The 24,945-nt window shown below is 62.6% G+C and carries 20 protein-coding genes; 6 read left to right on the plus strand and 14 right to left on the minus strand.

Annotated elements, in window-relative coordinates:
* Positions 1-7 precede the first annotated feature (7 nt).
* Positions 8-1,441, minus strand: coding sequence for a S8 family serine peptidase (locus tag UB90_RS01010; RefSeq protein ID WP_065331863.1), 1,434 nt, complete (start codon positions 1,439-1,441; stop codon positions 8-10).
* A gap of 102 nt (positions 1,442-1,543) precedes the next feature.
* On the opposite strand from UB90_RS01010, the gene UB90_RS01015 reads away from it, so the two are divergent.
* On the plus strand, positions 1,544-2,038 hold the full coding sequence (locus UB90_RS01015) for an RNA polymerase sigma factor (protein WP_009176060.1): 495 nt from the start codon (positions 1,544-1,546) through the stop codon (positions 2,036-2,038).
* Positions 2,039-2,076: 38 nt separating this feature from the next.
* Positions 2,077-2,829 carry an anti-sigma factor gene (locus tag UB90_RS01020; RefSeq protein ID WP_065324642.1) on the plus strand — a complete coding sequence of 251 codons (753 nt, stop codon included), beginning with the start codon at positions 2,077-2,079 and terminating at the stop codon, positions 2,827-2,829.
* 9 nt (positions 2,830-2,838) lie between these two features.
* On the opposite strand, the gene UB90_RS01025 is transcribed toward UB90_RS01020, so the two are convergent.
* The 5 genes from UB90_RS01025 to UB90_RS01045 form a co-directional block, all read right to left on the minus strand.
* Complete coding sequence (locus UB90_RS01025; protein WP_065324643.1) at positions 2,839-4,422, minus strand: ABC transporter transmembrane domain-containing protein; 1,584 nt, start codon at positions 4,420-4,422, stop codon at positions 2,839-2,841.
* On the minus strand, positions 4,419-5,471 hold the full coding sequence (locus UB90_RS01030) for a P-loop NTPase family protein (RefSeq protein WP_065324644.1): 1,053 nt from the start codon (positions 5,469-5,471) through the stop codon (positions 4,419-4,421). The genes UB90_RS01025 and UB90_RS01030 overlap by 4 nt, the downstream gene beginning before the upstream one ends.
* A gap of 35 nt (positions 5,472-5,506) precedes the next feature.
* Positions 5,507-6,358, minus strand: a complete 852-nt coding sequence (locus tag UB90_RS01035; RefSeq protein WP_065324645.1) for an alpha/beta fold hydrolase — start codon at positions 6,356-6,358, stop codon at positions 5,507-5,509.
* A 169-nt stretch (positions 6,359-6,527) separates the two neighbouring features.
* A complete protein-coding gene (locus UB90_RS01040) occupies positions 6,528-8,069 on the minus strand; it encodes a CRTAC1 family protein (protein WP_065324646.1) in 1,542 nt (513 codons plus the stop codon).
* On the minus strand, positions 8,056-9,270 hold the full coding sequence (locus UB90_RS01045; protein ID WP_065324647.1) for an ROK family transcriptional regulator: 1,215 nt from the start codon (positions 9,268-9,270) through the stop codon (positions 8,056-8,058). Before UB90_RS01045 ends, UB90_RS01040 begins: the two co-directional genes overlap by 14 nt.
* A 187-nt stretch (positions 9,271-9,457) precedes the next feature.
* On the opposite strand from UB90_RS01045, the gene xylF reads away from it, so the two are divergent.
* The 3 genes from xylF (at position 9,458) to UB90_RS01060 (ending at position 12,650) form a co-directional block, all read left to right on the plus strand.
* Entirely contained in the window at positions 9,458-10,486 is a 1,029-nt protein-coding gene (gene xylF / locus UB90_RS01050; RefSeq protein WP_009175816.1) for a D-xylose ABC transporter substrate-binding protein, read from the plus strand.
* 83 nt (positions 10,487-10,569) lie between these two features.
* Positions 10,570-11,868, plus strand: a complete 1,299-nt coding sequence (locus tag UB90_RS01055) for a sugar ABC transporter permease (protein ID WP_065324648.1) — start codon at positions 10,570-10,572, stop codon at positions 11,866-11,868.
* Positions 11,868-12,650, plus strand: coding sequence for an ATP-binding cassette domain-containing protein (locus UB90_RS01060; RefSeq protein WP_005649154.1), 783 nt, complete (start codon positions 11,868-11,870; stop codon positions 12,648-12,650). The genes UB90_RS01055 and UB90_RS01060 overlap by 1 nt, the downstream gene beginning before the upstream one ends.
* 58 nt (positions 12,651-12,708) lie before the next feature.
* Here the strand turns inward: UB90_RS01060 and pcaF are convergent, their stop codons facing one another.
* From pcaF to UB90_RS01085, 5 genes are all read right to left on the minus strand, one after another.
* Complete coding sequence (pcaF, locus tag UB90_RS01065) at positions 12,709-13,908, minus strand: 3-oxoadipyl-CoA thiolase (RefSeq protein ID WP_065324649.1); 1,200 nt, start codon at positions 13,906-13,908, stop codon at positions 12,709-12,711.
* A 42-nt stretch (positions 13,909-13,950) separates the two neighbouring features.
* Positions 13,951-15,882, minus strand: coding sequence for a TRAP transporter permease (locus UB90_RS01070; protein ID WP_065324650.1), 1,932 nt, complete (start codon positions 15,880-15,882; stop codon positions 13,951-13,953).
* Between the two features lie 79 nt (positions 15,883-15,961).
* A complete protein-coding gene (locus UB90_RS01075) occupies positions 15,962-17,095 on the minus strand; it encodes a TAXI family TRAP transporter solute-binding subunit (protein ID WP_065324651.1) in 1,134 nt (377 codons plus the stop codon).
* A gap of 45 nt (positions 17,096-17,140) precedes the next feature.
* The gene (locus UB90_RS01080) at positions 17,141-18,337 is read right to left on the minus strand and encodes a CaiB/BaiF CoA transferase family protein (protein WP_227512040.1); all 1,197 of its coding nucleotides are present in this window, start codon (positions 18,335-18,337) and stop codon (positions 17,141-17,143) included.
* 8 nt (positions 18,338-18,345) lie between these two features.
* On the minus strand, positions 18,346-20,079 hold the full coding sequence (locus UB90_RS01085) for an acyl-CoA dehydrogenase family protein (protein WP_065324653.1): 1,734 nt from the start codon (positions 20,077-20,079) through the stop codon (positions 18,346-18,348).
* A 126-nt stretch (positions 20,080-20,205) separates the two neighbouring features.
* On the opposite strand from UB90_RS01085, the gene UB90_RS01090 reads away from it, so the two are divergent.
* Entirely contained in the window at positions 20,206-21,111 is a 906-nt protein-coding gene (locus UB90_RS01090) for a LysR family transcriptional regulator (protein ID WP_065324654.1), read from the plus strand.
* Between the two features lie 23 nt (positions 21,112-21,134).
* Here UB90_RS01090 and UB90_RS01095 read toward each other — a convergent pair whose 3' ends face one another.
* The 3 genes from UB90_RS01095 to UB90_RS01105 are packed head-to-tail and all read right to left on the minus strand — an operon-like array spanning position 21,135 to position 24,905.
* On the minus strand, positions 21,135-22,556 hold the full coding sequence (locus UB90_RS01095) for a 3'-5' exonuclease (RefSeq protein ID WP_065324655.1): 1,422 nt from the start codon (positions 22,554-22,556) through the stop codon (positions 21,135-21,137).
* A 5-nt stretch (positions 22,557-22,561) separates the two neighbouring features.
* Positions 22,562-23,080 (minus strand): hypothetical protein, encoded by a 519-nt coding sequence (locus UB90_RS01100; RefSeq protein WP_005637063.1) that lies wholly within the window; start codon positions 23,078-23,080, stop codon positions 22,562-22,564.
* Between the two features lie 4 nt (positions 23,081-23,084).
* Positions 23,085-24,905, minus strand: coding sequence for a DUF294 nucleotidyltransferase-like domain-containing protein (locus UB90_RS01105; RefSeq protein WP_065324656.1), 1,821 nt, complete (start codon positions 24,903-24,905; stop codon positions 23,085-23,087).
* Positions 24,906-24,945: the final 40 nt, after the last annotated feature.

Consider the following 24,945-nt stretch of genomic DNA (forward strand, 5'->3'; position numbering starts at 1 on the left):
CTGCGCCCTAGCCCGCCCCGCCCGGCTGCACCTGACACAGCGGGTTGATCACCGGGCTGAGGCCGGAGCCAAAGACGCTGTCCTCGCCCACCTCCCCCAGATCGGTGGCCTTCGCCTTGAGCCGCGCGGCAATCTCGGGCGGGGTCATCTCGGGCGCGTCCCGGCGCAAGAGCGCTGCCGCCGCGCTCACAAAGGGCACCGCAAAAGAGGTTCCGGTCTTCCACTTCGCGCCGCGCACCGAGGCCGCCGTCCAGACCGCAACGCCGGGTGCCGCGAGGTCGATGTGCGGTCCCTGCACGGCGCGTCTGTAGACATTGCGGTCCCGGTCCACCGCCGTCACCGCGATCACCTCCGGGATGGCAGAAGGGTACAGGGGATCAGACTGCGGACCGGCGTTGCCAGCGGCGGCGACCACCACCAGATTGCGGCTGTCGATCAAGTCGCCCAGCAATGCCGCAAGTGCGGCGTTGGGTGGTCCGGCAAGGCTCAGGTTCATCACATCGATGTCTTCCTGCGCAATGCGGTCGATGGCATCCATCAAAGAGAACACATCGGCGCGCTCATCACCGCCCGCACGGTGAAACGGGTCAATCGCCACCACTTCCGCCTGCGGCAGCAGGCCGGGCGAGCGGGTGCCGGGGTTGCCCACCAAAAGCGCCGCCACCGCAGTGCCATGAAGCGCGCGTGAGGCCGTGTCCCCCAAAGGTTTGAAATCGAGCACCCGAAGGGCGGCCCCCTCAAAGGTCTCGTGATCGGGGTTGAGGCCGGTATCCACCAGCCCGATGCGCACGCCTTCACCACAGGACATGGCGCGCGCATCCGGAATAGGCCAGCCGAAGGAGGCACGGATCGGACATTCCAAGCCGTTGCAATCCGGATCAAATCCCTGCTCGCTGCGGTAATAGTGGTTAAGGTCTGCGCCCGCAGCGCTGGGGCGCGCGCGCACCAGATCCCGCGCCGCGTTGAGCGAGGTCGCCTCTGGAATGCGCAGCCGATGCGCGGTGGTCTGAAGCGTGTTGAGCGTGCGCGTCTCGATCAGCGCAAAGCCCTGCGCCTCTAGTGCGGCAAGATCCTCTCCCGCGAGCGACAGCACGACGATTTCATCCGGCACCGCAACCGGGGGTGGCGGGGCTGCGCGACGGCGAGGGGCGGCTGCCTCGCGCCGTGGGAACAGACGGCGCAGAAAGCCTCCGCCCTGCTCGCCCGTGCGGGGCCGCGCATCACGTTCGCTGCGCCGGGGGCTGTCACGATCATCATCGTCATCATCATCGCCGTCGTCGTCCCCATCATCACCACCGTCGTCACCCCCGTCATCTCCGCCGTCATCCCCGCCATCATCATCGTCCGCGCGTGCAATGCCGACCTCAGGATCGAAAAGCGGCACCAGTGCCGGGCCGACCAATATCAAAGCTGCAAATATCAAAATCCAAATATGACGCATCCTGATTTGTCCTTTCTTGCCGACGCTCTGAATACGCATGGCGACCACAGTTATTCCGTGTCATATAAGAAGAAATTTTCCGCAAGCCCAGCAGAGCCCCCGTTGTCCGAACCCGAATTTGAGTCCGCACTGATCGCGCTTTTGCCAAATCTCTACCGTTTTGCATTGCGCCTGTCGCGCAAGGGCGATCTGGCCGAGGATCTGGTGCAGATCGCAGTGGAGCGGGCACTTGCGACGCGCGAAACCTATGATCCGACCCTGCGGTTGGAGCCGTGGCTGATCCGTATCCTGCGCAATGCATGGATCGACATGACACGCCGCAGCAAAACCCGCGGGGTGGAGCTGGATGTCTACGACACCCCCGATGCCGCCGTGGTGGATGGCGCGCGCGTGACCGAACAGGCCTTGATGCTGGATGCCACCGAACGGGCCATGGCCACATTGCCGGAGGATCAGCGCGAAATCCTGCTGCTGGTCTGCTATCAGGAACTCTCATACGCCGAGACCGCCGAGATCCTCGATATCCCCAAAGGCACCGTCATGAGCCGCCTGTCCCGCGCCCGCAAAGCGCTTTCGGAAAAACTGGGAATAAACTGACGTCAGGGCCGTATGCGTCATGACCTTAGGAGAACGACATGAATCAGGACCACATCCCAGACGAGGTATTGATGGCATATGCCGATGGCGAACTGCCCGCTGACGAGGCGGCAGCGCTTGAGGCACGGTTGTCTGAGGATGCAGATCTGGCGGCGCGCGTGCAGGTGTTTTCTGCCAGTGCCGCCGCCCTGCAGGGCCTGAAACACGCAGACACGTCAGCAGCCATGCCCGCCGGGCTCGAACAGGCGCTGCGGGCGCGTGTCAGCTCTGCTGCGGCGGATGCGCCTGCGATGGTTGCGGCGGATCCAGTGCCTGCGGGCAATGTGGTGGCCTTTCCTCAGCGGCGCGTGCCGCTCTGGACCGGGGCGCTGGCAGCAACTGTTGCGTTGGCCGTCGGCCTTGGCGCGGGGTTGTTGGCGGGCAAGGGCACAGGCCCCAGTGGCAGCGTGGACCCGGTCTTTGCCGCACTCGACAGCCTGCCCTCGGGCGAGGTGACAACGCTTGCGGATGGCACAGAGCTGCGCATGGTGGCGAGCTTCAACAGCTCTGACGGGGCGCTGTGTCGCGAATATGAACAAATCGGCCAGAATGCGACGGGTCAGCTGACGGTCGCCTGTCGCGATCAAGGCGCATGGGTGCCGCAGCTGGTGGTGGCGCTTGGTGGGGCCGAGGGCTACGCGCCTGCCTCTGCACCAGAGCTGCTGGACCTTTATTACATGCAGTCAGAGGCGGGGTCGGTCCTGTCCCCTGAAGAAGAGCGTGCAGCCCTTGCGGCGCTGACGCGCAACTAAGGCAGGGGATTACCCCCCTGCCCTCACTTCACTCATATCGTTGGTTTTGCGCTCAAACGGCAGAGCTGTGGCAGAGATCACGGTGGCCTCACGCTTTTGCACATACCGCATGAGGCGCGCGCGGGTCTGATCGTCCAGCATACGCACCTCTGGCCCGATCAGCAGCAGGCCCGGTTTGCGCAGCCTGACCCGCGCCCATGAGATCAGCACCCGTTCGCTCAATGACAGCATACGTCCGCCCTCGCTGATGCGCCCATCCAGACCGCCCAGACGATCCAGCAACGGGCTGAGGTGACAGCGTTCGACCAGCCGCAGCAGGCGTGCATCGCTGGGGCGTTCTTCCAGCCCCAATGTCAGCACCCGGCGCAGAGAGCCTTGCAAGATCACAGCAGCCCCGTCGATACGCCCAATGCGGCGGCGCAGGCTCCCGGCGGAGAGGTCTTGCAAGGGGCGCTCCCCCAGCATCACCTCGCCAGAAGGCGCCTCGTCCAGCCGTTGGATCACATCGCAAAGTGACGCAAAATCAATCGGTTCTAGGTCCAGCACCCGCCGCGTCGCTGCCTCCAGCCTGCAGGTGATCTGCTGCCCGCTGGGCAGGGCTACCTGATGAAGCGCGACCGTGAGCGCGCCTTTGGGAAGGGCGCGGCGGGCGGCGGGCGTGGGGCGTTGCGCGCGGCTGAGCGCGGCGCTGAGTTTTTGTTGCGCAGCGCGGTGGGCGGCGCGCAGGTTCCACAGGCTGCCAAGGTCGCGCATCGGCTGCAACAAAAGGCCCAGCGCGGCCAGCGCCCCCGCGATGGTGCCGGGGCTGATGCCGCTGCGAAAGCCTGCAACGATCACCACCGCGGCCGCAGCACCTGCCATCAGATCAGGCACGGCCTTCAGCGCTTCGGCCCATGTGATGCGGCGCAGGGCGACCTCGATCATCGCCGAGAGCTGCCGGTTCATTTGCCGTGCCTCGCGCCGTCGTCGCCCCAACATATCGAGATGCGGGGCCAGTGGCATTCGTTCGGCCATATCGGCGGCGATGCTGGCGCGGCGCTGGCGCAGGTCCTGATGCAGCGGCAGGAGTTTCCAGCCCGCCAGCAGGATCACCGCGATCCCAAAACTCAGGATCGGCAGCACCACCAGCGCCAGCAGCGGGGCCATCAGCGCCAGCGCAATCAGGGCACAGGGCACCATCACAAGGGCTGCGATCAGGCGCGGCAGGCCCAGCGCCAGCCAATTGCGAAAGGCGGTCATATCCCCCACAAAGCGCAGCGACATATAGCCGGTGCGCCGGGTGGCCACCGCGCGGGCTGGCATGCGGGCGGCGTGGTCAAACAAGGCCCGGCGCAGGCTGCGGGCATAGTCCTGACCGAGCCGCTCGCCCGCGCGCCGCGCCAGCACCCGCACAGTCGCGGTGGCCACACCAGAGAGCACCAGCGCCGCAAGCATCAGCGCAGGCAGCGCCGTTTCCTGATGCATCGCGTCAAACAATGCGCGGGTGGCAAAAGCAGCCAGCCCCATGGCCCCGCCTTGCAACAGCACCAGAAAGCTGACCAGCGCCAGCCCGCGTTTGCGGGCCGGGGTCAGGAGGGGCGGCACCGGGGTCATGCGCTGTGGCGCAGATCGGGCAAGGCGCGCAGGGCAAAGGTGTTGGCCTCTGCGGGATCGGCCAGATCCTCTTTGCGCAGGACGGTGACACCGGTTGCGGCCTCAGCCTCGGCCACCGCCATGGGCGAGCAGCTGACAATCCCGGTGAGCGCATCGGGGCGCAGCCCGTGACGTGCAAGCTCTGCCACGCCACCCGCAGCCGCCACCGCATCGCCGCAAGCAAAAAGCAGCCCGGAGATACGCGCCTGAAACGCCGGGTCCGCGATGATCTGTGCGGTCTCGCGCTGGAAAAGCCCGTCCGCGATCTCCATCACCGCGATGTCGCAGCGGTTTTCGGCGGCATGGTGCAACAGGCGATCCATCCCCTGTTTCACACGGGCAAGCGGTTCGTGAAAGGTGGTGACCATACCCGCATCGGTGAAATCGGCCACCAGATGCGCGCCGGTATCGGCATATTCATTATAGTCGCCAAAAGCACCGGTGCCGGTCCCTTTGAGCGCCGCGACACGGTAGCCCGCCCGCCGCAGACCCAGCGCCAATTGCGCGGTGGCCAGTGTTTTGCCGGAGTTCATGGCGGTGCCAAGGACGGCGATCACCGGGATGTCCTGCGCGCGCGTGGTGTTTTGCAGGGCGAACCGCTCAAGGTTCACGGGTTGGCCAGCGTCATCCAGCAGCCGCGCCGCCGGGATCAGCCGTGTTGCGGCCCGCACCCGGCTGTTGCGCGCCACCATACGCCCGATACAGCCGCCACCGGCAAGCAGATCCGCGCCGTTGGCGTCGATCTCGGCGATGCCTTCGAACTGATCGGGCGCGTAGCGCGCGCCACAGGCCAGCACCACCGCATCCCCGGGATAGATGAACGAGGGCCGCCCGGAGGTCAGTTGCACGCGCTTGTGTTGGCCAAGCTCCGCCACATGGGCGAGGATCAGATCGCCGGGGCGAGCCTGATCAAAGGCGGTATCGCCAGCGGCCACCACCGCGCGGTCGACGCGGCGGGTCGAAAAGGTCCATTTGGCATCGGTCAGTTGCGAAAGGTCAAAACGGGTCATGTGAGGTCTCCGAGGAAATCAGATTGTGGGAAAGGTCAGACGGCTTGGGAAAAGGGGAACAGATCCGGCCCCGCCACATGCCGGGCAAGCCCTGCGACGCGGATCGCCTGCGCCACATCATGCTGCACGCCGGGAAGCGCTGTCAGGGTGACATCGGCGCTGACGCCAGCTTGGGATGCAGCGGTGCGCAGTGCCTCGGCATAGGTGGCGGCGCGGGCCACACGGGTTGTGCCCTGCACCACATCAAGGTCGGAGGTCTGGCGCAGGCTTTCATCGCGGTCGGTGTCACTGTCGCCGACGAGGATCTCGGTCGGGATCGACAGGAACCGCGCAAGCCCCGCCCGGTGACGGCGCACCCAGAGCGCCAGTTGGCGATCATTTTTATCATCCAGACCATAGGGATAGGCCATGCGGTCATCGGGCAGACAGTACCACCCCGCCGCAACAAGGCTGAGCCGCGCGACGCGGTTGGGGTAGAGCATGGCAAAACGATGCGCGAGTTGAGCACCGCCGGAGTGGCCAAAGATCTGTGCCGGACGCGCAAAGGCTGCATCCTGAGTGGCGAGGAAGTCCATCAGCCCCGCCAAGGCCACATCCGGGCGGGCGGCGCGGCAGGGGCGCTGGAAATGCGGCCAGCGGTTTGGCGTGAAATGCGGCACCACAATCCTGCGGCCTGTACGCGCGGCCTCGGGGGCAAAGAGCCGGGCCAGTTCCTTGGCGTTGCGGGAAATACCATGCAGCACCACCAGCGGCGCGCGGCCCGCATCATGGGTGGGGTGCAGCACAAAGGCGCGCAGACGTCCGGCTGGTGTGGGCGCGACCACCCGGTCGATGGAGGCGCTGATGCGGGTGCAATCCTTTAGTACGGTCGTGGAGAGATGTTTCATTGTCCAGGTCCTCGATGCTGTTGCTGTATCGAAGACGCATGGCGCTTGGGTTTATTCCCGAGGACGCGATTTTTTAGCGCATTTCTCTGCGTGGATGGCGGAGTTGCTTGATATTGTTACTTAATATCAGATAACTAACAGAGCGTCGCGCAGCGAAATATTTTTCGCCTCAGGGCGATGGATGTTGTCCGGGAGTGAGCGTGAGGCGCTGATCGGGCGTGATCCCGGACCAGTCATCGACCTGCCCGCCGGGCCAGATCACCCGCAGATCGACCGTCTCAGCGGTGCCGAGACCAAAGTGCAGATCGCCAAGGTCGCCGCCTGCGTGACCTCCGCCAATTGTGACTTCGCGGACCTGCGTGCGATCCCCTGCGGTCACTTCGACAAAAGCGCCGATTGCATCCCTGTTTGCCCCCTCTCCCCGCAGTCGCAGCAACAGCCAGTTGCCACCGGTCATGCCTGCGTTCTGCCAGACCTCTAGCGGCGCGCGGCGGTTGACCACCGCCATATCGAGGAATCCGTCGCGATTGAGATCAACCAAGGCGCCACCGCGCCCGCGCGCGAGGCTGGCGATCCCGGCTTCTGCGCCGACCTCCACAAAGCGGCCATCGCCTTGTTGCAGCATCAGGTTATTGGGGTCTTTTTGCGCGGCATCGGGCATCTGCTCCACATTGCCCTTGGTCACAAAGATATCGTCGCGCCCGTCGTTGTTCACATCTCCAAAGGCGGCATGCCATCCGGTCGAGGGCCGCCCATCACCGCCCGCATAGGGCCGATGCGCGGTGGTGCCGTAACTATAAGTGACGTCCTCCCAGACCGGGCCGGGGACCGCCGGATTGCGGAGTTGGAATTTCTGATCCCCCATCGAGGTCAGGTAGACATCCGCCAGCCCGTCGCCGTTGATATCACGCGAGGCGATGCCCATGCCCCAGAGCGCATAGGGTTTCCAGCCTTCGGCCTCGGTATAAAGGCGCGGGGTGTCCTCCATCGCCCACATCTGTTCCTGCCCGCCGCGCACATAATAGTGACGGTCGTTCGACAGCCGCAGATCGGCGCGGCCCCTGCGGTTCCAGTCGCTGAACAGCACCGAAAGCGCGCAATAACCGGGCGAGAGCGCCGCGGGCGCACCGTAGCGCGCATCCGTGGGCCGATACAGCAGCGTGTCGTCACAGGTGCCAAACGGCCCCTGAGGGTCGGCACGGTCCACATAGGTGCCAAAGGCCAGCGTCGGTAAGGTATTGCCAGCTTCCCAAGTGGCGGAAAAGCCGGTGCTCCAGTGATCGCCGCTTTGAAAGCCGAGATCTGTGAAGGGTGCAAATTGACACGCCCCCTCCCCTTGCAACAGCAAATCTGGCCCCGCGCGCATCACCGCCAGATCGAGGGTACCGTCGCCGTCGATATCAAGCGGATAGGCCCCCGTAACGGCGGTCACTGCCAACACCTCGGGCGTGTCCGGCACAAAGGACAGGGTGCCATCTGCGCCGGTGGTGTTCAGGAACAATTGCGCCGGGTTTTCGCCACCTGCAGCAAAGAGTTCCGGCAGCGCGTCACCGTTGCAGTCAAAGACCGCAAGCCCGCCGCCCACGTAATGCTCCCAGCCACCGCCGTAGATATGTTCTGCCATCGGCACCGGGGTAAACTGCGGCACCACCGGGTCGGCCTGCGCGGCGGTTGCGACCAAGATCAGCGCGAGCGCATCAGGCCGCCGCATTGGCAAGCTCCCGAACGGTGCGGGCCGTGACCTCTTCGAGCGCGTAGGCCGCCGCGCCCTTGGCCCACATCAGATCGCCCCAATCATGCACGATCACCTCGGGGAGTGGCGCATCCACCTGCACCACCCATTGGCGCATCTCCTCAATCAGCTTGTCGGAATAGAGATAGTCAAACGACAGCCGTGCACCTGCGAGGATGATCTTGCTGGGGTCAAAGATGTTCACCACATTGGCCAGCCCCATGGCAAACATGCGCCGGGCCCGGTCGAGGATGGACTTCGCCATCGCATCGCCATTCTCTGCCGATTGAAACAGTGAGGCGATGGTCCTGTGGCGGTCGCTGCCGCTGGAGATATTGGCCTCGCGCAGCAGCGCATAGTCACCCACGTAAGCCTCCAGACAGCCGCGCTGCCCGCATTGGCACAGCGCCCCTTCGAGGTGGACCTTGGTATGGCCAAATTCCGCGCCGCACCCACGGGTGCCGCGATAGATCTGACGGTCGATCACGATGCCCATCCCGACGCCGTGTTCGATGGTGATGACAATGAAATTGTCACAGGTGCGCCCCTCGCCAAACAGATGCTCGGCCTTGGCCACGAGGTTGGCATCATTGTCGAGGAACACCGGACAGGGCAACTCGGCGGTGATGGCGGCAGAGAACGCCACGTTGCGCTCTTCGAGCGAAGACGACCAATAGATAAAGCCGCGCTCGGCGTCGATCATCCCGGCCATGCCGATGCCAACCCCGGAGAGATCCTCAATGCTGAAGCCGCCCTGTGTGCAGGTGAGTTCCAGCGCGCGGCGGATCTGGGCACATAATTCGGGCACCGGCATTGTGCCCTGCACCAGAGGCATCTCGTGGCTGGCCAGTTCCTGACCGACAAAATCGGTGATCACGGTCGAAATGACGTGGTGCGAGACCTTGAGACCGGCAATCCGATGTGCGCCGCCCCGGATGCGCAGCGCCACGCGCGGGCGGCCGCGGCGGGCACCGGGGGCCACCTCGGGGGCGATTTCCTCGATCAGGCCAGCGGCCAGCAACTCGGCAGTGATCGCCGTCACCGTGGCGGGGCTGACGCCCGTGGCCTTGGCGATGTCGATGCGGGCGATGCTTTCGGCCGCACGGATCACATCCAATATCTGCTGACGTCCGCTCTCGCGCTGATCGCCGCCCGGCGACAGCCTTCCTGATCGTGCCAAATCAATGCTCCTCCACTACCATCCCCGGCCAAAGGCGCTCCGTTATGACACCATGGGCAGGTCCCGGCAATCTCTCCCTGTGACGCAGGATACATGATTTAATTTGAAACTCAAAAAAAATATTGCTACAGATGATTCACAGTGCAGGCCAGCATCCGAACCGGTCCGCACACCAAGGGAGGAAAACATGAAATTCTTGAACGGACTTTCCGTTATCGCACTGAGTGCCTTTGCTGCATCCTCGGCCTTTGCCGCGGATCTGACTGTGGGCGTGAGCTGGTCGAACTTCCAAGAAGAGCGCTGGAAAACCGACGAAGCGGCCATCGTGGGCGCATTGGAAGAAGCGGGTGCGGAGTATATCTCTGCGGATGCGCAGTCATCCTCTGCCAAGCAGCTTTCCGACATTGAGAGCCTGATCGCACAGGGTGTCGACGCGCTGATCATCCTTGCGCAGGACGCCCAAGCCATTGGCCCCGCTGTGCAAGCCGCAGCCGATGAAGGCATTCCGGTGGTCGCCTATGACCGTCTGATCGAGGACAGCCGCGCCTTTTACCTGACCTTCGACAACGTCGAAGTGGGCCGTATGCAGGCGCGCGCCGTCTTTGAGGCGATGCCCAAGGGCAACTATGTGATGATCAAAGGCTCGCCCACCGATCCAAACGCAGACTTCCTGCGTGGCGGTCAGCAGGAGATCATTCAGGCGGCAGTCGATTCCGGTGACATCAAAATCGTCGGCGAGGCTTATACCGATGGCTGGCTGCCCGCCAACGCCCAGCGCAACATGGAGCAGATCCTGACCGCCAACGACAACGCAGTCGACGCGGTTGTGGCCTCTAACGATGGCACCGCAGGTGGCGTTGTGGCGGCTCTCACGGCGCAAGGCATGGACGGTATCCCGGTTTCCGGTCAGGACGGCGACCACGCCGCGCTGAACCGTGTGGCCAAGGGCACGCAGACCGTTTCGGTGTGGAAAGACGCTCGTGACCTCGGCGCGGCAGCCGGTGAAATCGCCGTTGCACTGGCCGGTGGCAGCGCCATGGAAGAGATTGATGGCGCGACCTCCTGGACCTCTCCGGCAGGCACCACCATGACGGCCAAGTTCCTCGCACCGATGCCGGTGACACAGGACAACCTCGAAGCGGTTGTCGACGCAGGCTGGATCACCCAAGAGGCGCTGTGCCAAGGCGTGGAAAACGGCCCGGCCCCGTGCAACTGATCTGACAGATCTGGATGGTCCGGAGGTTTTCGGACCATCCATCCCTTATCTCTGATATACTTCGCTGAATACTGGAGCCGGATATGACCGACACCACGTCTCAGCCAATCACCCCCCAAAACAGGCGCAACCTCTTCCAGCAGCTTGAGCTGGACGTGCGGCTATTGGGCATGATTGGTGCCTTTATCATCCTCTGTATCGGGTTCAATCTGGTGACCGATGGGCGCTTTTTGACCCCGCGCAACATCTTTAACCTGACGATCCAGACGGTTTCCGTGGCGATCATGGCCTCTGGCATGGTATTTGTGATCGTCACCCGCCACATCGACCTGAGCGTGGGCGCATTGCTCGCGACCTGCTCGGCGGTGATGGCGATGACCCAGACCGAATTTGTGCCCAATATTCTGGGCCTTGGCCTGAACCATCCGATCACATGGATCGTTGCGATTGTGGTCGGGCTGGTCACGGGGACGCTGATCGGCGCGTTTCATGGCTGGATGGTCGGCTATCTGACGATCCCCGCCTTTATCGTGACGCTTGGCGGTTTTCTCGTGTGGCGCAATGTGGCGTGGTATCTGACCGATGGGCAGACCATTGGGCCACTGGATTCCACCTTTATGATGTTTGGCGGCACCAATGGCACGCTCGGCACCTCGCTCAGTTGGATTTTGGGGCTGGTGGCCACGGCGCTGGCCTTGCTGACCCTGTGGAACAGCCGTCGCGCCAAGCTTGCGCATGAATTCCCGGTAAAACCACTCTGGGCCGAAGGGGCGCTGGCGGTGATTATCTCCGGCGCGATCCTCGGGTTTGTCGCAATCCTCAACGCCTATGAGATCCCCTCGCGTCGTCTGGCGCGCATGTTCGAGGCGCGCGGCGAAGTGATGCCCGAAGGGTTCACCCAAGGCTATGGATTGCCCATTTCGGTGCTGATCCTGATCGCGGTGGCCGTGGTGATGACGATTGTGGCCCGCCGCACCCGTCTGGGGCGCTACATCTTCGCCACCGGCGGCAACCCGGATGCAGCAGAGCTGTCGGGCATCAACACCCGTTTGCTGACGGTAAAGATCTTTGCCATCATGGGCTTTCTCTGTGCGCTGTCGGCGGTGGTGGCCTCGGCCCGTCTGGCGAACCACTCCAACGACATCGGCACATTGGACGAGCTGCGGGTGATCGCGGCAGCCGTGATAGGTGGCACCGCGCTCTCTGGCGGATTTGGCACCATTTACGGTGCGATCCTCGGCGCGCTGATCATGCAGAGCCTTCAGTCCGGCATGGCCATGGTGGGCGTGGATGCGCCGTTCCAGAACATCGTTGTCGGCTCCGTGCTCGTCGCCGCCGTCTTTATCGACATCGTCTATCGCAAGCGTGTGGGGGCCAAATAATGACCACTCCCAAGGAACTGCGCGCCTCTGGCGCAACTCCGATGGTGGAGATGAACAATATCTCCATCTCTTTTGGCGGCATCAAGGCGGTGGACGACGTCTCGGTCGATCTGCACCCCGGCGAGGTCGTGGGCCTGCTGGGCCATAATGGCGCCGGGAAATCGACGCTCATCAAGGTGCTGTCAGGTGCCTATAAGATGGACTCGGGCGAGATCCGCATCAACGGCAACAAGGTGGAGATCACCAACCCCCGCGATGCGCGCAGCCACAATATCGAGACGATCTATCAGACGCTGGCGCTGGCGGATAATCTCGATGCGGCCTCGAACCTGTTTCTGGGGCGCGAGATCGTCACCGCGACGGGGCTGGTAAACGACGCCGCGATGGAGGCCGAGTGCCGTAAGATCATGGGGCGCCTGAATCCGAATTTTCGCAAGTTCAACGAGCCGGTCTCGGCGCTCTCGGGCGGACAACGGCAATCGGTGGCGATCGCGCGGGCGGTCTATTTCAACGCCAAGATCCTGATCATGGACGAACCCACCGCGGCGCTGGGTCCGCATGAAACGCAGATGGTGGCGGAACTGATCCAGCAGCTGAAGGCGCAGGGCATCGGGATCTTCCTGATTGACCATGATGTGCATGCGGTGATGGAGCTTTGCGACCGGGCCTCTGTCATGAAGAACGGCCAGCTTGTCGGCACCGTCGACATCGACGATGTGACCGATGACGATCTTCTGTCGATGATTATCCTCGGCAAGAAACCCGGCGAGGCGGCGGCCTGACGGCGCGCGCCATATGATCACCCCTGCGCCCGTGACTGCCGGGCGCAGGGGCGCAGGCTCAGATCCCTTCGAGCGCGATTGCGATGCCCTGCCCGACGCCAACGCACATGGTGGCCAAGGCACGTTTGCCGCCGGTGAGGCTCAATTGCAGCGCGGCCGTGCCGGTGATCCGCGCACCGGACATGCCCAGCGGATGCCCCAGCGCGATTGCACCGCCATTGGGGTTTACGCGCGGATCGTCATCCGCAATGCCAAGACCGCGCAACGTGGCAAGCCCTTGGCTGGCAAAGGCTTCGTTCAGTTCGATCACATCAAAATCCGCCTGCGAGAGCCCAAGCTGAGACATCAGTTTCTGAGAGGCAGGCACCGGGCCAATCCCCATGATGCGCGGGGCCACGCCTGCGGTGGCACCGCCCAGAACACGGGCGATGGGCGTCAACCCATGGGCCTTGACCGCCGCCTCTGAGGCCACGATCAGCGCCGCCGCCCCGTCATTCACCCCCGAGGCATTTCCTGCGGTTACGGTGCCGCCCTCGCGAAACGGGGTTGGCAATTTGGCGAGTTTTTCGAGTGTGGTCTGGCGCGGGTGTTCATCGTGCTCCACCACCACAGGGTCACCTTTTCGCTGAGGAATGGTGACGGGGGTGATCTCTTGTGCGAGGCGACCGCTGCTTTGCGCCGCTGCGGCCTTTTGTTGCGAGCGCAGGGCGAATGCGTCCTGATCCGCGCGGCTGATGCCAAACTCTGCCGCCACGTTTTCGCCGGTCTCGGGCATCGACTCGATGCCGAATTCAGCCTTCATCAGCGGGTTGACGAAGCGCCAGCCGATGGTGGTGTCATAGACCGCATTGGCGCGGGAAAAGGCGCTTTCGGCCTTGGGCATCACAAAAGGCGCGCGCGACATGCTTTCGACCCCGCCTGCGATGGCGAGATCAATTTCACCCGCCTTGATCGCGCGGGCGGCATTGATCACCGCATCCATGCCCGATCCACACAGACGGTTGAGCGTGGTGCCCGGCACCTCCTCTGGCAGACCCGCCAGAAGTGCAGACATGCGCGCCACATTTCGGTTATCCTCGCCCGCTTGGTTGGCGCAGCCGTAGTAGACCTCCTCGACCGCTGACCAGTCAATGTCATGCGCCGCCATCAGGGCCTTGATCGGCAGGGCGCCCAGATCATCGGCGCGCACAGAGGACAATGCGCCACCAAAACGACCGATGGGGGTGCGGCTGTAGCCGCAGATATATGCATCCGGCATGAGAGATCTCCTATTGGGGCCTGCACGGGCGGCAGGTCGGTATCAGTTGTTGGCAAGCCCCGCGCGATGGCGCGCGCGCATCCGCAGGGTGGCAACGCAGCATGTCGCAAGCAGCAGCGCAAGACCGGCCAGTTCCGCCATGCGATCCGGCACCATAAGCGCCAGCGCCGCCGCCGCGCAAAAGAGCCGCTCCCACAGGTCGATGCGTCCAACCCCATAGAGATAGCCCTCCATCGCGCAGGACAAAACCGTCAGCGCCAGTGCCGCACTGCCCACCGACAGGACAATCGTCAGCACATCCCCCTGCAGCAGCAAGGCAGGCTCGTACACAAATACAAAAGGCAGGATAAACAGCGCCGCCCCCAGCCGCATGGAGGTAAACCCTGCCGCCAGCCCCTTTGCACCGGAGATTTGCGCCGCCGCAATCGAGGCCAGTGCCACCGGTGGCGTGATATAGGACAGCATCCCCCAATAGAGCACAAAGAGATGCGCGCCGATGGGGTTGAGCCCCAGTTCCACCAAGGCCGGAGCAAGAACGGTCGCCAAAAAGATATAGCAGGCGGAGACCGTCATCCCCATGCCCAGCACAAAACTGGTAAGCGCGCCGAGGATCAGCAGCAAAAACACGCTCTGGCCGCCATATTGCACGAGTTCACGGGAAAACGCGCTGCCCACCCCGGTAATCGCCAAAGACCCGACCACCAGACCGATGCCGCAGAGGGTTGCGATCAGATAGCTGATGTTGCGGGTGACATCCTCCAGCAGTTCCAGCGCGTTGCCGAAATTGGGCAGGCGACGGTGACGCAACAGCCCCGCAACCAACATCAAGGCGGTTGCATAATAGGCGGAGCGCGACGGGCTGAACACAAAGAGCATCGACACCAGCGCCGCCAGCGACAGGATGTGATGCCAGCCGCTTGCGATCACCTGTAGCAATCTGGGCTGCGCATGGTCTGCGTCCTGCGCGTCGATCAGCCCGTTGCGCGCGGCGTAAAGATCAACCTGCAACACCAGCGCCATATAATAAAGCACCGAAGGCACGACTGCCGCGACCATGATCGTGGTGTAAGGCGTGTCGAGAAAGGACGCCATAATAAAGGCCACAGCCCCCATCACCGGGGGCATCAATGTGCCACCCGTAGAGGCGCAGGCCTCTACTGCGGCGGCATATTTGGCAGGGTATCCGGCCCGCTGCATCGCAGGGATCGTCAGCCGCCCGGTGGTCAGAACATTGGAGATCACCGATCCCGACAATGAGCCGAACAACCCGCTGGAGACGACCGCGACCTTGGCGGGGCCACCGCGGCTTTTGCCCATCAAGGCCATCGACAGATCCATAAAGAACTGCCCTCCGCCCATCACATTGAGCACCGCACCAAAGATGATAAAGCCCACCAGCGTATCTGCGACCACACGCAGCGGAATGCCGATGATGCTCTCCATACCCATGGCGTGCGCTGCAACGGTTTCCGCAACCGAAAGCGACGGCCCCCAGAGAAAGCCGGGCAGCCATTCGGCAAAAAGCGGATAGGTCGCAAAGAACGCGCAGATCACCAACAAGATTGTACCGCCCGTGCGCCGGACGGCCTCTAGCGACAACAGCACCAACAGGCCAGACACGGTGGCCGCAAGAGGGGGCGCCACCACATCCCAACCGCTGGTCAGGATAACTTCGGCATAAAACGCCAGAAACGCGCCCGCCGCCAGAGCCAGCGCTGAGAGCACCCAATCGAGCAGTGGAACACGGGTGTCGTGATGTGAGGGACGTGCGGGCAGGATGATAAAGGCTGCGGACAAAAACAGTGCGATCAGCACGTAATAGTACCGGCTGGAGAGCAGCGGAAACACACCTGCAATCGACAGGTTGAAGGTCTGGATCACAATGGCGGCCAGTCCCGCGAAGCCCAAGACGCCAGCGGCGATACGGGCCGCGCCGCTCAGGCGGGGTTGGATGGGTTTAGGCTGGGCTGACATGGCGTCACCTCACGACAAAACAGAGGCGCCGCCCATCACATAAAGAGGAGGAATGTGCGGGCGGCGCAAGGAAGGGCTATCAGTTGAGAGCTGTAGACCGATAGTCCTCCCAGAACGCGGGCCAGTCCTTGGCCGCGACGTTCTGATCCAATGCGGCCTCAGAGGCGGCTTCCCATGTGGACATGACCTTTTGCAGGCGCGCCAGACGCTTGTCGTTCCACGCTTGATCCTCGTCTATCCAGACGCCGATTTCCCTCAGGTAGCGGATTGCGCCGGGATGGAAGGGCGCATCGGCGGGGCTGCGACCGGCCTCTGCAAGAGACCACGCAGGCGTCGCTGCGGTGGCCCCTTTGTAGATCTCGAAAGTCTCATCCAGCGCCTTGATGAAATTATAGACCTCATCCTCGTCAGAGTCGGCATAGACCGTGATCATCGGGTAGCGCACGGCAAAGATATTGGCCGGGTTATCCTCGCTGATGCCTGCGCCCTTGGTCGCGGTGGCGGGGGCAAAGAAATCCGCAACACTTGTGAGCGCATCCCAGCCTTCGGCGTTTTCCTTGGGCAGTGGGGCCCAGAGGATGCCGCGCGGGGAGCTTTCCAGCTCGTAAAGTGTGGCAGCGGTCGGGGTGCTGCCTGCAACATCTGCCTGCCCATCCACAACGGCCTTGAGCGCGGCCCCATAAGAGGGCACCTCGACCACTTCGACATCGTCCCAGGTGAGGCCAGCAAAGGCCAGCATTGCCTCAACCTTGATGTTGATCGACGGGTTTGCCTTGATGCGGGGAACGCGTTTGCCACGGATGTCGGCAATCGACGCAATGCCGCTGTCGGCGGCCACTGCCATGCCGAATGTCGACGGGCGCCCGGCCACGATGCGCAGATCCTGCGGGCCCCACTCTGGCGCGGCAAAATCATAGAGCGCCTCGGTGGCGAAATAGAGCTCATTGGCGAGCCAGCCATATTGCACGCGTCCGGTTTTCAACGGCAGCAGACGGCCAATCGAGGTGCCAGATGGCATGATCCGTACGCGGGTGCCGTATTCCTTGGCGAAGGCGTCGGCGATGGCAGAGGCTTCGACGTAACCGCTTGATCCGACGTCATATGTTGCCCAAAGCAACGAGCGGGGCAGTTCCGCATCGCCCGCCCGTGCGGGCAGTGCGGTTACAAGTGACAGTACGGCCGCAGTCAGTGCGGTGGTCAATTTCAGGTGCATTTTGGTCTCCTCCCATATTGCGTCCTGCTGTTATTTCCCCGGTCGTCAGATTTGACGCGTTTCGGGGCTTATTCCGGTTGAGATCAACTGTTGGATCTCGGTGTCCGAAAACCCGGCCTCGGACAGAATTTCACGGGTGTGTTCGGCAAATTGCGGGGGCTTGCTGCGATAGCTGGGTGGTGCGCTTTGAGGTTTGACCGGCGCGCCGAGGCCCCGGTAGCTGTCAATATCCACGGTCATGCCGCGATGGGCGGCATGGGGATGGGCCAGAGCTTCCTCCACATTGAGCACCGGTCCGGCGGGCACACCTGCAGCGATGAGTTTTTCCGCAAGCTCTGCCCCGTCGAGTTCGGCCATCGCGGCCTCCAGCTCTTGTCGCAGGGCGGCGCGATTGGTCACCCGGCCACCGTTGCTGGCGAAACGGTCGTCCTGCGCGATGCCCGGCGCGCCGATCAGATCGCATAGACGCGCAAACTGGCGGTCATTGCCCACGGCGAGGTAAACCGGTCGGGTTTTTGTCGCATAGGTCGAATAGGGCGAGATATTGGGGTGATCGTTGCCGGTGCGCTGTGGCAGCTTGCCCGAAAGCGCATAGTTCGCCGCATGTGGATGCAGGAGCGACAGGGCACTGTCATAAAGGGCGGCCTCGACAAAATCGCCACGGCCCGTGCGCTGGCGGTTTTGCAGCGCCAAGAGGACGCCCACAACCGCATTGATCCCGGTTACCATATCCACCACCGGCAGGCCGACGCGGGTGGGGCCACTGTCATCGGTGCCGTTGACGCTCATGATGCCGCCCATGGCCTGCAGGATCGCATCATAACCGGGCATCCCGCCCATTGGACCATCCGCGCCAAAACCGCTGACACGGCAATGGATCAACCGGGGAAAGCGCTCCGAGAGGGTCTCGAACCCGATGCCCCATTTCTCTAGGGTGCCGGTTTTGAAATTCTCCAGCAGCACATCGGCATCCTCCAACAGGCGCATCAGAACCGCCCGGCCTTCGTCCTGACGCAGATCCAGCGCGATGGCGCGTTTGTTGCGATTGAGGCCCAGAAAATACGAGGCCGTGCCATCCAGAAACGGAGGCCCCCAGTGGCGGGTCTCGTCCCCTGCGGGGGGTTCGACCTTGATGACCTCTGCGCCGTGGTCGCCCAGAATCTGGCCCGCGAAAGGTCCGCCAAGGACGCGCGACAGATCAATCACGCGCAAGCCAGACAGCGCGCCGGGGGCGATGTTCATCCCGGCGCTCATTGGGCTGCGACCGGTGTTGCAAGCTCCGCTTCGGCGAGGGCACGATCCAAGAGCGCGGCATCCGCTGCCTCATGGGTTTCGGTCCCACTCAGCGGGTCTGTGGCGGTCAGTTTATGGGCCACAACAGCCCGCGCCAGCGCCAGCCGGTCGCCCGCATAGCCTGCGCGGTCCGAAAGCTGCGCGTCTTCCCATGCCAGCACGGTTGCAGAGACCGCGTTGTAAACCGCAGATGCGGCGGCGCGCACTTCGCCTTCGCGTGCTGCATCGTTGGCAACGGCATTCAGGAAATCAACCGAACGGGTCAGCCGTTCCAAAATATCGCCCACCATCAGACCCTTGGAGGCGGCCTCGGTCAGCAGGGTTGAGCAATAGTCGAACAAGGCATCAAGCGCCCCCTCGCGGCGGGTGGCGCGGGCCACATCAAGGGCGACGATATTGCTGGTGCCTTCCCAGATCGACCCAAGGTGAGCATCGCGCAGCACGCGGGCGTCGGACCATTCCTCGATATAGCCACAGCCGCCACGAACCTCCATCGCGTCACCTGCAACCTTGCGCGCATCGCGACAGGTGCGGAATTTAATCAGCGGGGTGAGGATGCGCAGAACTTTGGCCATTTTTGCATCACCCGCATCAGAGGCTTGCAGCACTTTGGCGGTGTGAAACACCATTGAGCGGCCCTGTTCCGCCGTGACCAGCATTTTCATCAATTGGCGGCGCATCAGCGGCAGGTCGATCAGGCGCTTGCCAAAGGCGGTGCGGTTTTTGGAAATGAACAATGCCTCGGAGACGGCGCGGCGCATCAGCCCGGCAGATCGCACCCCATTGGCGAGCCGCGACATGTTGATCATGTCCGTCATCTGCTTAAAGCCCTGACCGGGGTCGCCAACAAGATAGGCGGTCGCCCCTTCCAGCGTGATTTCACCGCTGGCCATGGATTTGGTGCCCATCTTTTCCTTAAGCCGCAGGATACGGTAGGCGTTCTTGCTGCCGTCCGGCAGTGTGCGGGGCAGCAGGAACAGCGACAGACCACGGGTGCCAGCATCGCCGCCTTCGGGGCGGGCCAGCACCATGCCAAGGGCGGCATCAGGGTTGGAGCAGAACCACTTGTCGCCGTAGAGTTTCCATTCGCCGTCTTCCAGTCGGGCGGTGGTGTCAATTGCCCCCACATCCGAACCTGCGGCCTGTTCGGTCATGAACATCGCCCCCTGAAAAACCGTGTCCATATCCTGACTGGTCAGCTGATCGAAATAGGTGTTCACCAGCTCCTCAGAGCCGAATTTGACCAAGGTCCGGGTCAGCGAGTCGGTCATCGACAGCGGGCAGCAAAGACCGAACTCCGCCTGCACAAAGAGGTAAACAAGCGCGTATTTCACCATTGGCGGCAACTTGTCCGGCGCACCAAACACGCCGCCGCGATGCGACATGGCGGCAAGGCCAAATTCGCCAAAGGCGTAGCGCTCCAGCTCCACATAAGCGGGGTGTTTGTGGATGCGTTCCAGATCCGCACCATTACGGGCGCGGATCTGAAGCGTGGGCGGGTTTTTATCGGCGGTGAGCGCCAGTTCTTCGAGCTGCTGGGTCAAGCTGCCCATGCGCTGAAGCTCTGGCAGGGCGCGGGTATAATCCGCCTTCTCAAGATAGAGCCATGCGAGGTCCTGCAGCGCGCGATCGGCGTCAAAGGCGTTCAATCCGGCACTGTCGGGGATGTTCTTGTGGATTTGTGCGCTCATGGTCCGTTCTCCTCCAGAAGGCGTCTCTGCGTCAGCTTGGGAGAAAGGGTTGCGGCATTTGTAATTTATTTTCCAATACCGTTTGTGTATTTTGCAATACCAATATGGCTATCAATAGGTAAAGACATGGCGGTCACGTTCCGGCAGCTTCAGCATTTTCTTGTGCTCAGTCAGGAGCTTCACTTTGGCCGGGCGGCGCAGCGGTTGAACATCTCGCAACCCCCGCTCAGCGCCAGTCTCAAGCAACTGGAAGAGACGCTTGGTTTTCAATTGATGGACCGCAGCAACCGCAGCGTGCGCCTGACGGCTGCGGGGGCGGTGTTTTCCGAACATGCGGCGCGCATCCTCGGGCAGTTGGACGCAGCGCGCGCCTTGGCCGAGCAGCAGGCCAAGGGGGCGGCGGGGACGCTTACGGTCAGTTTTGTGCCGTCGATGCTGTTTCGAAACCTGCCCCATACGCTGCGAAATTTTGAGGAATCTTATCCGTCAACCGGGCTGGACCTGCATGAGATGAACACCACGCGCCAGATCGAGGCCTTGCAGCAGGGCGAGGCCGATGTCGGATTTATCCACGCCGTCCCCCTGCCCCCGGAGCTGGTGTCGCACCGGATCGAGACCGAACGCCTGGTGTGCTGCGTGCCGCGTCGTCACCGGCTGGCCGGACGCAGCCGGATTTCGATTTCGGAAATGGCGGGGGAAAAGGTGCTGGTGTTCGCCCGCGAATTTGCCGCCCATTACCACGACCGCATCGTGGCCCTGTTGCGCGCCGCCGATGTGGAGCCCTACACGCCCTATCGCGTGCAGCACTGGTTTACGGTGGTGGCGTTGATCGCGCAGGGCATGGGCATCTCGCTGGTGCCCTACTCGCTGTCGCGCTCCTCTATGGCGGATGTGACCTATATCGAGATCGAAGAAGCCCACGCCGAACACGAAGTCCATATGATCTGGAACAAGGATCTGAGCAGCGAGCTGACCGGTGTTTTTACCCGTTTTGTGCAATTGCACGGGTTGGAGCGTGTCCCGTCTGCCTGACGGCGGCGCTGAAATGCATCGCGTTAGGTCAGCTGCACCACGCGCTTGGGCTGCTTTGGGTTCATATCCTTCAGCAACCGGCCATGTTTGCGGGTTTCCTGCACCAGCGCGCCGAAGGTCTCAATGCCTTTGCCCTGCAACAGCGGCAGCAGCTTTACCAATGCCTCGGCTGTCGCTTTGGCATCGCCAAGGGCCGTGTGGCGGTGCTGGGCGGGGATCTCAATCGCGAGACGTTGGCACAGGGCATCCAGAGAGTGCTCTTGTGAAATGCCAAACACCACCGCCGACAACAGCACCGTGTCCAGAACCGGATGGTCCCATTTGATCCCCGTTGCCCGCTCTTGCTGGCGCAACAGTCCAATATCAAAGGGCGCGTTATGCGCCACAAGAACCGCGTCTTTGGCAAAGTGATGAAAGGCCGGGATCACCTGTTCAATGGTGGGCGCATCCGCAACATCCGCGTCGCGCACCCCGTGAATTTTGGTGGAGGCTGGCGGAATTGCCCGGCCCGGATTGACGTAGGCGTCGAACACCTCGCCCTCGACCAGACGCCCGTTCATCACCCGCTGGGCCGCAACTTGAACAATGGCGTCGGTTTCCACCGAAAGCCCCGTGGTTTCCGTGTCAAAGACGACGAAACACAGATCAGACAGTTTTGTCTCTTTGGCGTGAGCGGTCATCTCGCGCTCCAGAAGGTCGAAATCAAAGACCAATGGGCGGGTCTCGCCCTCATTCAGGAGCGAGGTGTCATAGTCGATAAAGATAATATCACCTTCCTCGCCCAGCGCTTTTATGCGGGTATTGAAGGTGCGGTGGTGGCCAATGTCAGACAGTTGGAAAGCCCCGTTCAAAGATGTGCCACTGGCGCGCAATTGCGACAGCGCGGTCAGGTCGAAATAATCCGCAAGCGGTGCCCCAAGACGCGGGGGCGCGATGGTGGCCAAAATGGCGGCGGCCTGCGCATCATAAAGCACGATCTCTCTGGCAGCGTTTACGAGGATGGTGCCAATCGGGATTTCGCTCAGCAGGGCGGTCAGGCGCTCTCGTTCCTTGATCAGGCGGCGGGTGTGCTCTGTGCTCTCGGCCGGTGGCTGGCTGGCCTTGGACAGGGCCTGGGCGGCGGGTGCCAGATCACCGAGATATTGCGCCGCCTGCATGCTGAGACCCGCATCAACACCGGAATGCGCGCGCAGGCGCAGATTGGTGGAAAGCGTCTCAATCGGGCGGGCGACATGTTCGTCGAACAAGAGCCAGATCCCGAGGATCAACCCTGTGTTCAGAAAGGAAAAAATGACGCAGGCGGTGATCAGTTGGGAGAGGCTGACCCCCTGATCCGCACGCGCCCAGACAAAGGCCATTGCCGCCACCGCCAACACCACCGCGCCCACTGCCAAGAGACAGAAGAACAAGAAGATGCGCAGGCGTAGGGACAGACGCTTTGCCATCGTTCTTACCCCTTGCAAGCCAGTGCTAGGATCGGATCGTCGGCCCCCATCGCCTGCCAATCCGCGTTCGACACGGTGCCATCAGCGGCAAAATCCGCGCCATCGATCAAAAGCGCCGCGCGCCCGCCTGCACAGTCAAAGAGCATCGGTGCCTGATTGACCGGGGACCAGCGCCCAAAGAAATAAAGATCCGCCAGCTTTTGGTCGGGCAAATCCTGATGCGCGCGCGCGGTGGCAACGTCCAGCGCCACAAACCGCTTGGTATAGGGCCAAAGCTGTGTCCACGGGCGCAGCCAGCCCTGTTCGTCGACGGTCATCGCGACCTCAAGCCCCTCTGGCAGGCGCTCGGCGGTGCGCGCATACCATGTGTACTCGTTGGAAATCGTCATGCCGATCATGCCCAGACCTGCAGCCACGGGCATCATCCATTTTGGCAGGCGGCGGCCAGTCGAGATGTTCAACAGCATCACGAGGCCGGCGCAGGCAATGCCCGCCACGATGGTTGCGATCAATTCTACGAACATGGTGTCATCCTAAAGTTCCTGTGCCCGATCCCACCGCCGATTGCATGGTTTTCACCACCACGAAGGCATTGCGCAGGTGGCTGCGTTCGAAATCGGACAGGTTGGACGGGTCGAGATAGTTTTCCGGCGCGTGTCCGGCCTTGATCTGATTGGTCTGTAACTCCAATCGCGTCGAGGCGATGAGGTCATAGGCGTCCAACAGATCAGCGCCGCCAGAGGCCGACAAAAGCCCGGTTTTTATCGCCGCCTCAAGACGGGCGCGGGTGTTCACCGGGCGCAGGCGCCCTTGCAGCGTATAAATGCGCCCCAGATCGACAACGGGCACAACGCCATTGTGTTTGAGGTCCAGCTGATTGCGGTGATCGCCGGAGCGGATCGTCGCAAGCCCGCGCAAAAGCCCGAGTGGCGGCTGGTGTTTCAGCGAATTTGAAATCATATGCGCCGTAAAGATCGAGTTCTTGGAGGCGGCCTGCAATGTATCGCTCTGCAGGGTTTCAAACAGGCTGCTGTCACCGCCGATGGGGCGCAAATCAAACATCACCGAAGCCAGCATCTGGGCCTCAGGGTCGGGTTTGGCAATCCATGTCTGGAAATATTCACGCCAGACCCGCAGCGGCTGACACCAGCGCGGATTGGTCGCCATCATGTCGCCCGGACAATAACAATACCCACAGGCATTCAGCCCGTCGCAAACAAACTGCGCAAGCTTTGCAAAATAAGGCATCTGCGCCTCTGTGACCGCGTCAGACAGGATCAGGCAGTTGTCCTGATCTGAGACGCCCGTCTGCTCCTGTCGCCCCTGAGAGCCGCAGGCGAGCCACAGATAGGGCACGGGGGGCGGGCCGAACCGGGCCTCTGCCAGCGCCAGCAAACGCCGGGTCGCCGTGTCGGCAATGTCGGTGATCAGGCGGGTGATGACCTCGTGCCGGTTTCCGGCCTCGACAAGTTGCAACAACACCTGCGGGATCTGGGAGGTGGCGCGGGCCATCTCTTCGGCGTCGGCAGCCTGTGCGACGCGACCAACCAGATCGGCAGAGGACATCGCCTGCGCGCGGGTCAGATCGGTCTGGGTGACGATCCCCAACAGCCCTGCCCCATCCACAATCGGGACATGGTGGATGTTGCGCTCCACCATCAGGTGCAACACATCCGTGACCAGCGCCTCTGGTGCCAAGGTCAGCACATCCTGCGTCATGATGGTGGCAATGAGCGCGAGGGGATCGGCGCCGCCAACGACCACCTTGCTGTTCATATCGCGCAAGGTGACGATGCCGTGAAACCCGTTTTGGTCACAGACGCAAATCGACGAGATATGATGGTGATACATCTGCTCAGCGGCGGTGCGAATGGAAGTCTCCGGCGCGCACGTGACCGGATCGCGGCTCATGAGCTGCGCGACCGTTATTGTGGCAAGGCCGGACCCGTTGGGCGGTGGCGGGCGGCGGCGGTCAAAGAAACGGGCGACCGATGCCTGTTGATTGATCAGCTCAAAAAAGGCGGCAGAAGGTAGCGCGATGATCTGGCTTGGGGCGTTTACAGTTGCCGTGCGGCTGGCGGTCTCGCCGCGCAACAGCGCGCGTTCCCCGAAGGAATTGCGCGGCCCAAGGATCGAGAGCTGAACCCCGGTCTCATCGGTGATTTCAACCTCGCCGGTGACGATGATGTAAAGATATGCGACCTCCTCCCCGAGCGAAAAGATCGTTGCACCTGCGTCGACAGTCTGAAGCGCGCACCGCTGCGCGAGCGTCGTTAGCACCGTATCCGGCAGGCTGTCATAGGGGTGCACAGAGGCAAGGAATTGGGTCAGGGCCACCGGGAGGGGCATGTCTCAAGCCTTTGAAAGATGCCCTGCCCACGATGGCGTG

The sequence above is a fragment of the Tritonibacter mobilis genome (assembly GCF_001681715.1).
Classification (GTDB): Bacteria; Pseudomonadota; Alphaproteobacteria; order Rhodobacterales; family Rhodobacteraceae; genus Epibacterium; species Epibacterium mobile.